Source organism: Rhizosphaericola mali, assembly GCF_004337365.2.
GTDB classification, from domain to species: Bacteria; Bacteroidota; Bacteroidia; order Chitinophagales; family Chitinophagaceae; genus Rhizosphaericola; species Rhizosphaericola mali.
Genome location: NZ_CP044016.1, coordinates 3,524,649 through 3,541,932 on the forward strand (window position 1 = coordinate 3,524,649; position 17,284 = coordinate 3,541,932).

Consider the following 17,284-nt stretch of genomic DNA (forward strand, 5'->3'; position numbering starts at 1 on the left):
ACGAATTTGGGAAATTCTATAAACAAAAAAATGGCTCATCGAAAGATGAGCCATTTTTATATAATTTATTAAAATTCTTATTCGAATTTCAAATCTAAACCTAAACCACGTAACTCGTGAACCAATACATTGAATGATTCTGGAACACCTGGTTTTGGAATGTTTTCACCCTTAACGATGGCTTCGTAAGTTTTTGCACGACCTACAATATCATCAGACTTAATGGTTAACAATTCTTGAAGTAGGCTAGATGCACCGTATGCTTCCAATGCCCAAACTTCCATTTCCCCAAAACGCTGACCACCAAATTGAGCTTTACCACCCAAAGGTTGTTGCGTAATCAAACTGTATGGTCCGATAGAACGCGCGTGCATTTTATCATCCACCATGTGGTGCAATTTGATCATGTAGATCACCCCTACAGTTGCTTTTTGGTGGAAACGTTCACCAGTTTCTCCATTGTACAAATAAGAGTGTCCCATACTTGGAATTCCTGCTTTATCACAGAAATCAGAAATTTCTTCTGGAGTAGCACCATCAAAAATTGGAGTAGCAAATTTCATATCCAATTTTTTACCACACCATCCAAGGATAGTTTCGTAAATCTGTCCGATATTCATACGAGAAGGTACACCCAATGGATTCAATACGATATCAACTGGAGTTCCATCTTCCAAGAAAGGCATATCTTCTTGACGTACGATCTTAGCAACAATACCTTTGTTACCATGACGTCCCGCCATTTTATCCCCCACTTTCAATTTACGCTTAACGGCAAGATATACTTTCGCTAATTTCAATACACCAGCTGGCAATTCATCACCGATAGAGATATTGAATTTTTCACGTTTGTAACGCCCCAATTCTTCATTGAAACGGATATTATAATTATGTAAAAGCACGTTTACATAGTTATCAGTATCTTCTTCGCCAGTCCAACCCAATGGATTAACGTTTTGGAAATCAACAGATCCAAGATTTTTGGAATTAAATTTAGAACCCTTAGAGATCAACAATTCACCGAAGTTGTTGCTGATACCTGCAGATGCTTTTTCTTTCAATAAAATCTGTAATTTGTTTAACAACAAATCATTGATTTCTTTTACGTTTTCGTCGTGTACTTTTTCAATTTTTTCCAATTGCGCTTTTTCACGCAATTTTCCATTTTTGTCTTTTTTTACACGTTGGAATAAACGTTTGTTGATGATAATTCCTTCTGTTCCGTTTGGAGCTTTCAAAGAAGCATCTTTTGCGTCACCGGCTTTATCACCGAAGATTGCACGAAGCAATTTTTCTTCTGGAGTTGGATCAGATTCTCCTTTTGGCGTGATTTTTCCGATCATGATATCTCCTTCGTGTACATGTGCACCGATACGGATAATACCATTTTCATCCAAATCTTTCGTCATATCTTCAGATACATTTGGAATGTCTGAAGTCAACTCTTCTTCTCCTAATTTAGTATCACGAACTTCCAATTCATATTCTTCAATGTGAACAGAAGTAAATAAATCTTCACGAACAACTTTTTCGTTGATTACGATCGCATCTTCAAAGTTGTAACCTTTCCAAGGCATGAAGGCTACTTGTAAATTACGTCCCAATGCTAATTCGCCATCTTTAGTTGCGTAACCTTCAGTTAAGAATTCACCTTTAGTTACTTCTTGACCTTTGATCACTGCAGGACGCAATGTAATTGCAGATGCAGAGTTTGTTTTAACATATTTAGTTAAATGATACACTTTCAAATCATCTTCGAAACTGATCAAACGATCTAAATCGTTACGATCATAACGAACGTGAATTTCTTTTGCATCTACAAATTCTATAACACCAGTACCTTCTGCAATAATTTGAATACGAGAATCACGTGCAGCTTTTGCTTCTAAACCAGTACCAACAATTGGTGCTTGTGGCAACAATAAAGGAACGGCTTGACGTTGCATGTTAGATCCCATCAATGCACGGTTGGCATCATCATGCTCGATGAATGGAATCATAGAAGCAGATACACCCACGATCTGATTTGGAGCCACATCCATGAATTGTACTTCTTCCTTATCCAAAACAGGGAAATCACCCGTTTCACGAGAGATGATTCTTTCTTGTAAGAAATTACCATCCGCATCTGTAGGCGCACTATTTTGGGCAATTTTGGCAGCATCTTCTTCCTCTGCACTTAAGTAAACAATTTTATCCAATTCCACCTTACCGTCATGCACTTTGTGATATGGAGTTTCAATGAATCCCATTTCATTAATCTTAGCATGTACGCAAAGTGTGGAGATCAAACCAATGTTTGGACCTTCTGGAGTTTCAATTGTACAAAGACGACCATAGTGGGAATAGTGTACGTCACGCACCTCAAATCCGGCACGTTCACGACTCAAACCACCAGGTCCAAGTGCGGAAATACGACGTTTGTGCGTAATTTCAGAAAGTGGATTGGTCTGATCTAAGAATTGAGACAATTGAGAAGTACCAAAGAAAGAATTGATAACAGAAGACAAAGTACGCGCATTGATCAAATCAACTGGTGTAAATACTTCATTATCACGTACGTTCATTCTTTCACGAATAGTACGTGCCATACGAGCCAAACCTACACCAAATTGAGCGTATAATTGTTCGCCTACTGTACGTACACGACGATTAGACAAGTGATCGATATCATCGATTTCTGCCTTACCATTGGTTAAACGTACCAAGTATTTGATGATAGAGATGATATCTTCTTTCGTTAAAACTTTAACTTCATCTTTGATATCAACCCCTAATTTTCTATTTATTTTATAACGACCAACTTCTCCTAAATCATAACGTTTGTCACTAAAGAACAATTTGTCAATGATACCACGAGCAGTTTCATTATCTGGCGCATCTGCACCACGTAATTGGCGATAGATATGTTGTACCGCTTCTAACTCAGAGTTAGAAGTATCTTTATTCAAAGTATTGTAAATGATCGCATAATCACCACCTACATCTTCTCTTTGAACGAATACACTTTTCACATCCAAATCAGCGATCATTTCGATGGATTCTTCATCCAAAATGGTATCACGTTCTAATACAACTTCATTACGCTCGATAGATACAACCTCACCAGTATCTTCGTCAACGAAATCTTCTACCCATGTACGTAAAACACGAGCAGCCAATTTTTGACCAATATGTTTTTCCAATGCAGCTTTATCCGCAGCAACTTCTGTCGCCATGCCGAAAAGCTCAAGGATATCTTTGTCTGTTTCAAATCCGATAGAACGTAAAAGCGTAGTTACAGGGAACTTTTTCTTACGATCAATATATGCATACATAACATTGTTAATGTCAGTAGCGAACTCCATCCATGCGCCTTTGAAAGGAATCACACGTGCAGAATAGATTTTTGTTCCGTTCGGATGTACGGATTGACCAAAGAACACACCAGGAGAACGATGTAATTGAGATACAACCACACGTTCCGCACCATTGACAACAAATGTACCACGAGGAGTCATATATGGGATATTTCCCAAAAATACATCCTGTACAATTGTCTGAAAATCAACGTGTTCTTCATCATTACAACTTAAACGCAATTTTGCTTTTAAAGGCACAGCGTAAGTTAAACCACGCTCCATACACTCGTCGATAGTGTATCTTGGAGGATCAATAAAATAATCCAAAAATTCCAGTACGAATATGTTACGTGTATCTGTAATAGGAAAATTTTCCTTAAATACACGGAACAAACCTTCATTGTTACGCTTATCAGGCGTTGTTTCTAACTGGAAAAATTCGTGGAAAGATTCTAACTGAATGTCTAATAAATCAGGAGTTTCAGCTAGGTTTTTCGCTTTGGCGAAGCTGAACCTCTTTTGAACTTGTGTAGATGACATATCTTGAATTAACCGGTTTTACGTAAAATACAAAAAAAAATTCGGAAAGTATTTCTACCTCCCAGTGCACTGATTTTCAATTGATTCGTACAATATAAATGGCCATTTTATACGATCTTTTGCTAATTAGCCCAAAATAAGGGAAAGCAAAGGTACTTCTTTTTGAAATAAATACCAAAGATTTTAATCCCGAAGGGAAATATACAAATAAATATAGAAAAGTCCTGTTTTTGCTCATCAAAAACAGGACTTTTCTATATTTGAGAAGCTTTTATTTTTTTACAAATTTCAATGATTTAATTTTCGAACCATTTTTATCCAAAATATTTACAAAATAAACTGCATTTGGTAATGCATCTATTCCTATTTGTACAGCTGTACCTGTGACTAATTTTTGTAAAATGGCTTTTCCGCCCAATGAATAAATCACAATATTTGTAGCTCCGGTGGGCAGGTTTATAATATTCAATTCGTTAACTACTGGATTGGGGTAAATAGCGGTTTGGGTATTAGAACTGTAAACATAATTTATTTGAATAATTGTTCCATAATGTGAAGTTCCATCCAAATCAACCTGATTTAATCTATAATAATTCACTCCAGAAAGTGGAGCTGCATCTATAAATGAATAGGAATGACCACTACCTGTACCATTCGAATAATAACTATTAACATTTCCTATATCACTCCAAATAGAACCATCTGCACTTCTTTGAATTTGAAATAGTTTATTATTTATTTCCGCTCCAGTTGTCCATGTAAGGCTAACTTCTTTATTTACAATTGATGCTGCTAATTCTTGCGTGTAAGAGACTGGCAATGGATAAGGCAAATTGATAGTATACGTTGCATTAGACCTAGATGCAAATCCAATAGCATCTCTTAAATTATAGGTAAATGAAGTTGAAGTATACCCGCTACCTGTAAATGAAAAATTTAATTTTGTTTTGTCATAATTAGAAATAGAATAATTACTTGTTGTAATGGCGGTGCCATTATAGACGAGTTGTCCATTGGAGGGCAAAGAGGTTATTACGACCGTTCGATTACTTGAATTTCCATTCAAAATAGTCCCAGAAGTGGGATAAATAGATACACCTGTCAACTGAGCCAAATCATTTGTTGTAGAACCAGATGCCACATCAGAAGACATGGTCTTAACCGTATTGGAATATGTAGGAGATGCGATGGTATATGTTTTTGTATCCGAAGTTGGGGCATTATGAATACTAAAATTCAAATTAGTACTTGAGGATAAATTACTTGCATTTACATTCGCATACCTTTTTGCGTTTGTTGTTGTCCCAATACCTGTAGATCCTACATAAGTACTATCATACCATCCAGAGGTTAATGTTGATTGTGAAACAGTAGATCCTACGGCAGGAGATGTAGTACTTAAATATAAGGTATAAGCGGCAGTCGATCCAGCGAGAGCAGGCACTCCGGTAAATGAATACGCACCATTACTTGCAATCGTTGCAACACTTATAACAGTATTGTTTAAAGTTCCAACTACATATTGAGCGCCTGTATTTGATCCTATGCCATTTGCAACATTATCATTCGTACTATCGCTGTACACTGTTCCAGAGACCGTATATGTAGGAGTTCCTGTTACGCCAAGAATATTCATTTCTCCTGCATTCGCATTTGTGAATAAAATTGATTTTATGCTTTTCGTATTTGTTGGCAGTATTTTACTTTCATAAAATTTAACGGTTTGATTCGTAACACCCGATTTTACATTTCCCGTTTCCCCACTTACACTTGAAGCTCTTATCAATGCACTATATCCACTGATTACACCAAGAGTTGTTGTAGACGAAGTAGGACCACCATTCCAATCTGCTCCAGTTAATGACGTAGTAGAAGTAGTATTATCCGTATAGGTTATTGTAATATTAACCAAACCGCCGCCATCTCCACCAATGGTCATAATGTACAAATCTTGATACGACTGTGCAGTAGGAAACGTTAAGGTTCCAGTCGCTCCAGAATGATATAGCCAAAGAGAATTAGTGGTACTGTAAGATTGTAATTTATAATTATGTGCTTCAGAATTCCAAGACGAAGCAAATAAGCCACTAGATGGCAAACCTCCAGTTGGTGCTGTGGCACTGGATAAACTGTAATTTGTACTATACAAAATATACCCCCCATACGCTCCACTTGTATAATCAAATGGTGATTCAGTATTCGGATTCAACGTATAGCGAGGTACTGAACTGCTATTGTCAGTCACGGAGTAGCTTCCACTCGCGACTATATCCTTTGTAAATCCCGTAAGATTGGTAAGTGGAGTATGGTAATACGTTTGTGCAATTACGGTACTATTGCAAAATAATAAACAAAAAAAGAAAAGTATCTTTCTTAAAGATAAAATGTGTAGATTTCTCAAAATGTCCATACGCTGTTTTAAATTTAGAAGTGTGTCAATAGCCTACAAATTTAACATACAAATTTCACACATTAAGACTAGTATCAAAATATTATAATATTTTAATACTAAAAAGTACACCAAAATCTATGTGATTATTATTTTAAATAGTCTTCATTAAAAATTAATTTCTAATTACATATATGCACTTATTCAAATAAAAGACAGAAAACGGATATTAAAGATCAGCATATAATGATTTTTACATTTAAAACGTGCACCTTCTATATTCAATAGTCGATATAGATTTCATAGTCCAATAAACACCTAGCACAACTTACCAGATAATAGAACAGAAGAAATAAATTTAGAACTGAACATAAGTACAGGGTTACAATCTAAATACATCCATATTCCAATCATAAAGAAACTTACAAATCATTAACAAACGAATGATAATAAGGCAATTCACAAATTAATATGAAGCATAATGATGATTTAAGATGACACAATATCAAAAATTGCAATCATCTTCACTTCTTTTGCCTTATCAATAATTTATAAATAATATACCCAAACAAAATCACGCCAATTCCAAATTTTCCATATTTCCATCCCGAGCTTATAAAAAGTAACACCCAGACCAATATGGAGAAGATTGCCAATATTGGAAAAGCCGGCATTTTGAAATGTAATTCGGGGGTTCTTTTTTTGACACGGAGCATAATCACTCCAATGGCTTGTGGGATAAATTGAATAAATATTCTTGTCACGACAATAAAACTAAAAACAGTAGAAGTTTGCTCAAAACAAATACAGAAAATAATCGCAATCCCTCCAAATACCAATAAAACATAGTCCGGAAAATCTTTTGTTGGATGCAGATGCGCAAATAATTTGAAATGCAAACCTTCCTTCGCCGCAGCATATATGATCCTTGAATAACCCAACATCAATGCAAACAAAGAGGAACAAGCCACAATTACCAAAATACCTGTGACAATATAAGCCACATTTTTACCGTATACTTTTTCAAAGAAAATACTGAGCAATGGTGCATTACCATCTTTTATTTCTGAAATCGGAACCGCTCCAGCAACAAACCACTGCATGGCAATATACAAAATAGCAATGATGCCAATCGAAAGCAAAATACTACGCGGAATATTCTGATGCGGATTTTTAATTTCGCCGCCAATATGGCAAACATTATAGTATCCCAAAAAGGCATACACCGTTTTGGAGGTATACTGACCAACCATCATCCAAAATGCTATATTGAACCAACTATTAAAATGTGGCATTCGCACCGAATTCGCGTCCATCAAGTGACTATCATAAGCAAACGCTCCCGTACCAATCGTCCATAATAACATGAACACCATCACTACAGACATCGCCATACCTATTTTTCCAACGGAACTAATTTTTCTATACAACAAACCAACAACAATTGCCACGATGGCAACCATGACGAGCTTGGTTTCCCAATATCCCATCGGGACAACATATTTCAAATAGTTCACGAGTCCAAGTGCCGCACTTGTTACTACTAAAGGTAAGTGTAGGGAAGTTTGCATACTATACAAAAACGCCATCATCCTTCCTGTTTTACCTTTGTATAGTTTTTGTAAAAAAATAAAACTACCACCTGCTTCTGGCCAAGCGGAGCCTAACTCCGCCCAGATCATACCGTCAGCCAAACTTATAATCGCTCCTATTATCCACGGGATCACACTAAATTTCCCTGGAAATCCTAATAATATAATCGGCAAGGCCGCAAATGGACCAATACCCACCATATCAATCATATTCAAAACCGTCGCTTGCCTTAATCCCAACACTCTCTTTAATCCAATCTTCTCACCTTGCATTATAGTTTGTTTTATTTACCCAAAGACAACAAATTGGCCAATAGTCGATACGCTCCAGGTACGCCAGCAGGCAACTCTCTGAACCAATCATATGCAGAATACACAAAATAACCTTTACCATACGGAGCAATCAAAATACCTCCTGCGAGATCTTTTTCATTCGGATCATGACAAGCAATGATAGTTTGATATTTTTCATCCCATTGATCAGGAAAATAGAGTCCGCGCTCCTGCACCCAGCCATCAAAATCTTTTTCAGTTATTTTATTGGGATAATTTAACGCTTTGTTATCGGGGTTTGTAAAAGTGATTTTTGCATTTTCATCCGTTACACGATCATTAGATAGTTGCAACGGATAAGGTCCGATTTTATTTGTCTGCAAACCACGATATACATTGTACTGCGCCACTACATTACCTCCATTTTTACAATATTCCAATAGTACATCTTGATAGTGTGCCATTTTGGGTAAAACATTATATGCACGCACGCCAATCATCACTGCATCGAATTGTTGCAAACTAGCCACCGTCATATCCTTATCTTGTAACAAGGTTACATTATAACCAATCTGTCTCAATCCAGCAGGAACATCATCGCCGGCTCCCATAAGATAACCGATGTTTTTACCTTTAATGGAAATATCGATATTGTTCGTTTTGGCGATTGCTGGATACATGTATAGTTGTGTCGGAATATGATCGTATTGAATCTTATCCAAACTTAAATTATTTGTATCTCCCTTAGAAACTATAAATGCTTGTATCTCTCCATTTTGAATATTTCCATTTGGAGTGACTGTAAATTCAAGATCTTTTTCATCGTGTGTTGTTAATTGTGTCGCTATTGTTTGCGGTGTAACAGACCAGCCTTTAGGTACATTTAATCCAACTGTTCCATTGAGCGCATCTTCTTGTGTAGAGACTTTAACTTTCACCGTTTTAGCTTGTCCATTTGCAAATATATAAGCACTGTTATCCAAATTAACAAAGCCCTTTGGCGCGATCCAAATCGGATTATATAGTTCGCCTTTTACAGGATCCACATTTTTATATTGCACCGGAATTGTATAGTCCAATACCAATCCATCTATAGTCAAATGAAGTGTAGTTGAAATAGCAGGAAGATTTTCGGGTGAATTCAAATCACTCATATTCGCAACATGATACATCGCATCATCATGTTTTTCTCTCAACCAATATTGGAAAGAGTATGGCGTATTTTGTGGGATGGGTATCGTATATTGAACAATTTCATTGTTATCTTCTTCTTTGATCCATGCCGTTTTTACGTCATTCGTTCCGTTTATCTTGTAGTCAATTGCAGTAAAGCGAACTTTTGTATTAGAACGATTCTTTACTTCAGTAACTATTTTCAATTCATCACCTGGTGCTATGGTTTCGTCCGAAGTAGTGGAAGATAAATACAATCCCAAAACTTGTTGAATAATCGTTTTGACTTCATTCAACTTTTCATTTTTCCAATCAGATTTTTCTAGTGCAGAAATATCTTTATAGGTTTGAATGAGTCGTGGTAAAATTATAGTTGGATTTTCCAATGAAAAATGTGCTATTAATCCGTTGACATCTTGTTGTACTTTTTCAGAATGAGGAATTCTACTCCAAGTGGTGTTCACATCTTCAAACAAATCTTTCTTTGCCGTCACACCTAAAGTCGGCTCAAAATATTCCTCAATCGATCCACGGTTTCCTGCAGATCCGAATGCTTGACTTTTGTGCATACTACGACTTTCTGCCGCCATTTCACCTATGGATTTTCCCAATGCACTATTGTATTCGCCAATATTGAAATGAATTAAATTTTTGGCATATTCATCAAAAACTTTTTTACTAGAAAATCCCCAAGCACTCGTATTCCAAACCAATCGTTTTACTTTCCAAGGTTTTACATATTTTAATTGTTCGGGAAACATATTGGGATCTCCGGCTGCTTTGAACGCCGCTTCTGCCAATATCGATGACGCACTATGTTGACCATGACCGGCACGTGCATCCTTAGGAAACCTTGTAATCATTACATCTGGCTGCAGATTTCGAATAATCCAAACCGCATTTGCCAGCAAAGTATCTTTCGGCCATTTAGTAAAAACCTCTTCTGGGTTTTTAGAAAAGCCAAAGTCATTTGCCGTAGCGAAATATTGATGACCACCATCCAATCGACGCGCCTGCAACAATTCTTGCGTCCTGATAATGCCTAATTTTTCACGCATTTCTGGTCCGATCAAGTCTTGACCACCATCGCCGCGTGTTAAGGATAAATAGTTGGTATTGTACAGTTTTTGATTGGCATAATAAGCAATTAACGCTGTATTCTCATCATCTGGATGAGCTGCCATATATAAAACCGTACCTAAAACATTCAGCTTTTTAATTTCCTGATAAATTACCGAAGACGGCACAGCCATAGGCTTTTGCGCCCATGTAAATAAGGGAAATAATAGTATAAATAAAAATCGTCTACGCATGTATTTGATTGAATTGAACAAATGAATTGCCTAGCAAATTTACATTCTATTCTTTCAAAAAACGCAAGTGGTTACAATGCATCAAAGAAGCGCTCTACCAGCAATTGATAATTGCCCCATGCGTCGAAAGGCAGTGACTTATATGTGTCATTGATATCGTGATAGTTAACACCACCTAAAGTATAGGAGAAAAAACAAGGAACGCCTTTCTTGTAAAACCAATAATGATCACTATTGGCAGCGGAACCTCTTACTTTAATATCCGCCAATAAATGTATCGATTTATTAATAGCATCCAAAATGGTAAACTGTTTAGTAAAAATGGTACTGTTCACAACTTGAATACCAGTTTTACCGGTTCCTGCCATATCAAAATTCCAAAGAAACTTAATTTTCCTTAAATCAAATAAAGGATTTTGGGTAAAATATTCGGAACCTTTTAAGCCTATTTCCTCTCCCGAAAAAAATAAAAATACCATCGTATACTTTGGAGGATGCAAAGCGTAATGTCGCATCAGCGATAACACAAAACCTGTTCCACTCGCATTATCATTGCCTCCAGGAAATAAAGTTCGTTTTCCCATTCTTCCCAAATGATCATAGTGTGCGGAGACGACGATAAACGAATCAGGCTTTTGCGTACCACGTATATATCCTGCAAGATTTTGCGTAGTATAAGCAGAATCAAATTTTGCAGTAACATCTAACTTTAGAGTTGTGGGAGCTTCTATTTTTTTGTGTAGTTCGATCATCGTTTTGTTACTCTGAAAAGGCACAACTGTCCAAGTCAATTTTTGCGGACTATACAAAATCACTCCTTTTATATCTACATCTGGACTATATTGTAGATACTCCATATTTTGATTAATCACTTCTGTCATTTCTTTGGATTCCGTAGAATCTTTTTCATTATTGAAATACAGAAAATTACTCTTTGCTTTGCGCACTAGTGAAAACATATTTGCAGTATCCAACAAATCACGGCGTTTACCTTCTACTATATTGAATTTTCCTTTAGCCGAATTACTCGTAGCTCCTATCAAAAAATCTACACCAGGTTGTAAGTTTTTTCCATCGATAGCTACTTTCATTTTATCGGGAAAATAATTAACAGGAAATTGATAAGTTTGTTTGTATGTATTGTTCGAAAATGGAGCAACGTACCAGTCTTGCATTTGTTGAGCGATAAATTTCGCCGCTTTTGCGTCTGCTTTTTTATAGTAGCCACGCCCGTTCATTCTTTTAGCGGCCAATTTTTTGACCATTTTTTTGCCATAAATCGCATCTTGTTGGGCGTAAACATTTCCCAAATTCAAAATTAAAAATATCGTTAAAAGAAGTCTCCCCATCGTTTTCGACAAATTATTACCTACGAAGATGATGTTTATTCTTTACATTCGTAGCCCGTCTAAAACAATTCAATTGAAAAAACTACTTTTCTTATTATTTATATTATCCGTTAGCACGAGTTATATTTTTGCGCAAAAACAATATCAAATTATTGATTCTGGCACCATTATCAACGAACCGAATTTCAAAATGTATCATGCAGTGACTATTGTCCAGATTGACAAAGACTCGTTGCTTTACGCATGGTTTGCGGGCGATCATGAAGGTGCAAAAAATGTCTGTATTTGGGGAAGTTATCGAAACTTAAAAAACAAAAATCAATTTTCTGCGCCCTTCAAATTAGCAGAAGGAGTTACCTCAAAAGGCGATTCTATGGCTTGTTGGAATCCTGTTTTGTTTAAATCTACAACTGGGCAATTATTTTTGGACTATAAAGTAGGTCCGAATCCACGAGAATGGTGGGCGGAAAGAAAAATTTCTTTGGATAATGGACACACTTGGACCAATCCTGATAAACTTTCAGATAGTTTGCTTGGTCCGATCCGAAACAAGCCTATTCAATTGCAAAACGGAACAATACTTTATCCTTCTAGCACGGAAAGTAACGATGAAAAAAAATGGATTTCACATATAGAAAATTCCGATAAATATGGTAAAAATTGGAAATACCTCCCTATCAACTGCGACACTTTTGGCGTAATCCAACCCTCCATTTTAAAATATAAAAAAGGAAAATTACAATTGTTGATGCGCAGTCGTCAAAATGTAATCGTTTCTACCTGGTCGACAGATAACGGAAATAACTGGTCTAAATTACAATCGATAAACCTTCCCAATCCCAATAGTGGTATTGACGCTGTGACATTGCATAATGACTTGCAAATGCTGGTCTATAATCCTATGTTAGCAGGTAAGGATTGGTGGATGGGACGCGCCAAACTCAAAGTTGCCATTTCCAAAAATGGAATAGATTGGCAAGATATTTTAACCTTAGAAAATCATGATAAAGGGGAATATAGTTACCCTGCAATAATTGAAGATTCAAATCACATCATTCATATAGCCTATACCGATGACCGAAAAAATTTAAAATTTGTGGATGTAAAAATGTAATATTTCTAAATACATATATAAATGAATTAAGAGTACATTTGCAACACCTAGTATACCTTTACTCAGAATGACAAAGAGACACGCTATATTTATACTTCTAATTTGGTTAATAAGTTTACCATTATCCACTCTCAAGGCACAAAAAGAAGAATTAAGACATATTTATTATTTTGATAGTTTAGACCATGCCACAGTAGAAGATTCTAGTGTTTTTCAAAATAAGCAATACAAAACAGAAGAGGGATGGAGAATCGAATATTGGGAAAGACGCGAGCAACCACAATTTATTCTATATAGATCAGAGACAAAATCAGATACTTCATATAAACCAAAATGGGTAAAAATTCTTCGATACTATAAAAATGGTACTCCAATGGAATATAAATTCCTTAAATCTGGAATTCCTCAATCTACTATACACTATGATAAATATGCTGTTAAAAATGCGGAGATTAAATATAAAAATGGGAGAATAGTTCAACAACTCGGTTGGGATTCTCTCGGTCACAGTATAGTTCCATTTAAATATGAACAAAAAGCACAATTTTCCATATCTCCAAAAGGTTGGCAAGATTTCATTTCCAAAAATCTAAATGCCGACATACCTCGTGACAAAAATGCACCTATAGGAAATTACAAAGTTATCGTCAGATTTTCTATAGACACTTTAGGTAACGTAGAAAATGTAAAGACAATTCAAGATCCTGGTTACGGCACTGCAGAAGAGGCAATGAGAGTCATAAAAAATTCTCCCAAATGGAAACCTGCAATATTTTTAAATAAAAAAATAATATATACCCAAAGTCAGTTAATCACATTTCAAGTTCTTGACAATCCTTCAGTGCTTTTTGAGGATACAATTATCAAATACACTGACGAGACGCAAAAATATGTAAGTGCAAAAAATGCCACGCATAAAATAGTAGATTACAAAGTAAATGATACAACTAGAGTTACAACAATATTAAATATTGCAACCAATAAGTTTGTAGGAAAAGCGTCGACTATTTTTTCTAAAGACGGACATATTTATGTTAATATGCAAGCATTAAACTCACAAGGAAATACAATCACACTAACAAAAACAGTAGATAACAAAATTAAACGCATTTTAAAATATCATCCTAATGGAAGAAAAAGTTCTGATGTTCAATTTGGAGAAAATGGAATTCCAATAAATACAAGACGATGGGACGAAAATGGTAATTTAATCAAATAAAGAAGAGTATTGAACTTCTATTCTATCACAATTTCCACATTAAAAATCTTTTCAAAATTTTTCCGAAGTGTAGCTTTTACCTCTTCCATATCTAATTTACGACCGATCTCTTTTTCCATAGAAGTCGCAGTTTTACCTTGAATACCACATGGAACGATATAGTTAAAATAGTCTAAATCCGTATTGACATTTAGGGCAAATCCATGCATCGTCACCCAGCGACTGCAACGAATACCCATCGCACATATTTTGCGTGTATGATCCGGTTCGATCCAAACGCCGGTTTCTCCTTTACTTCTACCTCCCTCAATCCCATATTCCGCAATTGTATCGATCATCACTTGCTCCATGCTACGCAAATACCAACCAAGATCCTGCTTCATTTGTTCCAAATCAAAAATAGGATAACCCACAATTTGACCAGGTCCGTGAAAGGTTATATCTCCACCACGATTGATATGAAAATATTCGATACCCATCTCCTCTCTTTCCGTATCCGAAATAAGTACATTATCCTCATGTCCGGTTTTACCAAGGGTGTACACCAAAGGATGCTCTACAAATAATAACTCGTGCTGTATACCTGCGGCCGCATAATCTGGTTGATCTGAAAGTTTTCTCGCTTCCGATTTTTTCTCCACTCTTTCCTTCAACATTCGTTCTTGTAAGTCCCATGCATCCTTATACTCCATATTGCCCAAATCCTTAAAATATACTTTCTGTACCATTGTTCATCTTTTTAATCGGATACCAAAGGTAATATATCTTTAGAGATGTGAAATGCGGTTCACATCTTACATTTGCACAATGAATGAAGAATTAGACAACATTACGCCTGAGGAAAATTCGGAATCGCTCTATGAGCGTAGCAGTTTTGTCGTGGACAAAGGACAAGATTTGTTACGCATAGACAAATGGCTTCATGCCAAGCTCGCAGGAGTGACTCGAAATAAGATTCAGCAAAGTATTGCTGCCGGTTTTCTTACCGTTAATGGACAGATTGTAAAAAGCAATTATAAAGTACATCCTGGAGATCAAGTGTTATTAATGAGCCTCACGGCACCTCCAGACACTTCGGAAATTGTTCCAGAAAATATTCCGTTGGAGATTGTTTACGAAGATGATGCCGTGATTGTGATCAATAAGAAGCCCAATATGGTGGTACATCCTGGTGTCGGCAATTATACAGGAACCTTATTAAATGCGATTGCTTATCATTTCCAAAAAGCAAATATTAATACCGATGACGAGGCATTACCTCGCTACGGCATGGTGCATCGTATAGATAAAAATACAACCGGACTAATTGTATTAGCCAAAACAGCAGTGGCGGCAGCACATTTAGCCAAACAATTTTTTGATCATACGGTACATCGCAGATATGTCGCAGTTGTTTGGGGTGATATGGAGGAGGAAGAAGGAACTGTAAATGCACACATCGCTCGCCATCCTAGAAATCGTAAAATATTTGCACCATTTCCAGAGGGTGAGATTGGCAAACATGCCATTACGCATTGGAAAGTTTTGGAAAAATTAAATTACGTAACAGTTGTCGAGTGTCGATTAGAAACAGGCCGTACACATCAGATACGAGTTCACATGAAATATATTGGCCATACGCTATTCAACGATGCTGAATATGATGGAAATAGAATTTTAAAAGGGACCGTTTATGGCAAATACAAACAATTTGTAGATAATTGTTTTGAAATATGTCCACGAGTGGCGTTGCATGCCAAAAGCTTAGGATTTATCCATCCGACCACCGGAGAAGAAGTTCTTTTTGAATCTGAATTACCAGAAGACATGACGCAACTTATCCAAAAATGGGAGAAATATATTAGTTACGCCAACTAAAAATTATAGTCTAAAAAATATATTTTTCGTAGTATAAATAAAGCCACATTTCAAATGAATTGTGGCTTTATTTATACTATTTCTATTATAATTTAATGGCTATAATATTCTCCTTTTAGAGGTTTGAATATTACAGAACGATGGAACGTATTAAATGCATTTAAATCATCTTGATGCAAACTTGCCCAGTTGTTATATGCCGCCTCATTTGAGGAAGAAAATAACCATTGATTATACGCTTCAAAATTTCCTTGTTTTAATAGTTGACGTTCTCTATCAAACAATCTAAAAGGGTACGTTTTATAGTTATCACTTTGGAACCAATCAACAATAAATTGGCCTCTCAATGCTATCAAACTTTCTGTTGTTACACCGTCAGATAAAATATTGGTATATTTTTCTAATGTAGTCGCTACTGCTTTTTCAAACGGTTTTCCACTAGAAATATATTTACCAATTACGGTTGAACTAGCAAACAAAGCTTTGTATTGATTAAAAAGTAATATTTTGATCTCTTTAGTTCTTGGTGTCAGACTTTCTAGATCTACAAACATTTCACCATATAAAACACTCCATAATGGATTATTATTGGTAGCATATAGCTTAGCTAATTCGTAATAGTTTCCGCTAATATTGGGGTCAACTTGAATGCCTTTTTCAAAAACTTTTATTGCCTCCTTCTGATCCAAATCACCTAAATATGCAGATCCTAATTCTGCATATAATAAAGCACTATTAGGAAATTTATTTATGCCTTTAGATAATACTTTAATAGCATCTTTATATTGCACAATGGAACTATATGCACTTCCCACTAATTGAAAAACCATATCCTGCGCATCACTTCTTTCCAAAAGTGGCTTACCTAAACTAATTACATTCGAAAAATTACGATTATAATAATTAACTAAGACTTTATCTTGTTGAAGTTCATAATTATCGGGGTATTGTTTCAAGCTTGCATCCAATCTTTCTATTGCTTTACCAAAGCCAATATCCTGCAAAGACCCCATAATATCTTTTGAATCAGCTTCCGCACTTTGCGCCATAGCACCAAGTCCTAAAGACATTAAAGAAGCTAATAAAAATGTTTTTTTCATACAAATATTTTAGTCCAAATATAA

General features: G+C 35.8%; 10 protein-coding genes. 3 read left to right on the top strand and 7 right to left on the bottom strand.

All coding sequences use genetic code 11. The features are described 5' to 3' along the window. Nucleotides 1-77 precede the first annotated feature (77 nt). From rpoB to E0W69_RS15085, 5 genes are all read right to left on the bottom strand, one after another. The gene (gene rpoB, locus E0W69_RS15065) at nucleotides 78-3,881 is read right to left on the bottom strand and encodes a DNA-directed RNA polymerase subunit beta (protein WP_131330878.1); all 3,804 of its coding nucleotides are present in this window, start codon (nucleotides 3,879-3,881) and stop codon (nucleotides 78-80) included. Nucleotides 3,882-4,152: 271 nt separating this feature from the next. Continuing rightward, nucleotides 4,153-6,291, bottom strand: coding sequence for a T9SS type A sorting domain-containing protein (locus E0W69_RS15070; RefSeq protein WP_131330879.1), 2,139 nt, complete (start codon nucleotides 6,289-6,291; stop codon nucleotides 4,153-4,155). Nucleotides 6,292-6,794: 503 nt separating this feature from the next. Continuing rightward, a complete protein-coding gene (locus tag E0W69_RS15075; protein ID WP_131330880.1) occupies nucleotides 6,795-8,135 on the bottom strand; it encodes an APC family permease in 1,341 nt (446 codons plus the stop codon). Between the two features lie 11 nt (nucleotides 8,136-8,146). Further along, nucleotides 8,147-10,621 (bottom strand): PIG-L family deacetylase, encoded by a 2,475-nt coding sequence (locus E0W69_RS15080; protein ID WP_131330881.1) that lies wholly within the window; start codon nucleotides 10,619-10,621, stop codon nucleotides 8,147-8,149. A gap of 71 nt (nucleotides 10,622-10,692) precedes the next feature. After that, entirely contained in the window at nucleotides 10,693-11,970 is a 1,278-nt protein-coding gene (locus E0W69_RS15085; RefSeq protein WP_131330882.1) for a M28 family metallopeptidase, read from the bottom strand. A 73-nt stretch (nucleotides 11,971-12,043) separates the two neighbouring features. On the opposite strand from E0W69_RS15085, the gene E0W69_RS15090 reads away from it, so the two are divergent. Then, on the top strand, nucleotides 12,044-13,084 hold the full coding sequence (locus E0W69_RS15090) for a sialidase family protein (RefSeq protein WP_225321280.1): 1,041 nt from the start codon (nucleotides 12,044-12,046) through the stop codon (nucleotides 13,082-13,084). 67 nt (nucleotides 13,085-13,151) lie between these two features. Beyond that, nucleotides 13,152-14,303 carry an energy transducer TonB gene (locus E0W69_RS15095; RefSeq protein WP_131330883.1) on the top strand — a complete coding sequence of 384 codons (1,152 nt, stop codon included), beginning with the start codon at nucleotides 13,152-13,154 and terminating at the stop codon, nucleotides 14,301-14,303. Nucleotides 14,304-14,320: 17 nt separating this feature from the next. Here E0W69_RS15095 and lipB read toward each other — a convergent pair whose 3' ends face one another. Continuing rightward, nucleotides 14,321-15,031 (bottom strand): lipoyl(octanoyl) transferase LipB, encoded by a 711-nt coding sequence (gene lipB, locus E0W69_RS15100; RefSeq protein WP_131330884.1) that lies wholly within the window; start codon nucleotides 15,029-15,031, stop codon nucleotides 14,321-14,323. A 79-nt stretch (nucleotides 15,032-15,110) separates the two neighbouring features. On the opposite strand from lipB, the gene E0W69_RS15105 reads away from it, so the two are divergent. Further along, the gene (locus tag E0W69_RS15105) at nucleotides 15,111-16,160 is read left to right on the top strand and encodes an RluA family pseudouridine synthase (protein WP_131330885.1); all 1,050 of its coding nucleotides are present in this window, start codon (nucleotides 15,111-15,113) and stop codon (nucleotides 16,158-16,160) included. A 92-nt stretch (nucleotides 16,161-16,252) separates the two neighbouring features. On the opposite strand, the gene E0W69_RS15110 is transcribed toward E0W69_RS15105, so the two are convergent. Then, entirely contained in the window at nucleotides 16,253-17,260 is a 1,008-nt protein-coding gene (locus E0W69_RS15110) for a tetratricopeptide repeat protein (protein ID WP_131330886.1), read from the bottom strand. Nucleotides 17,261-17,284 lie beyond the last annotated feature (24 nt).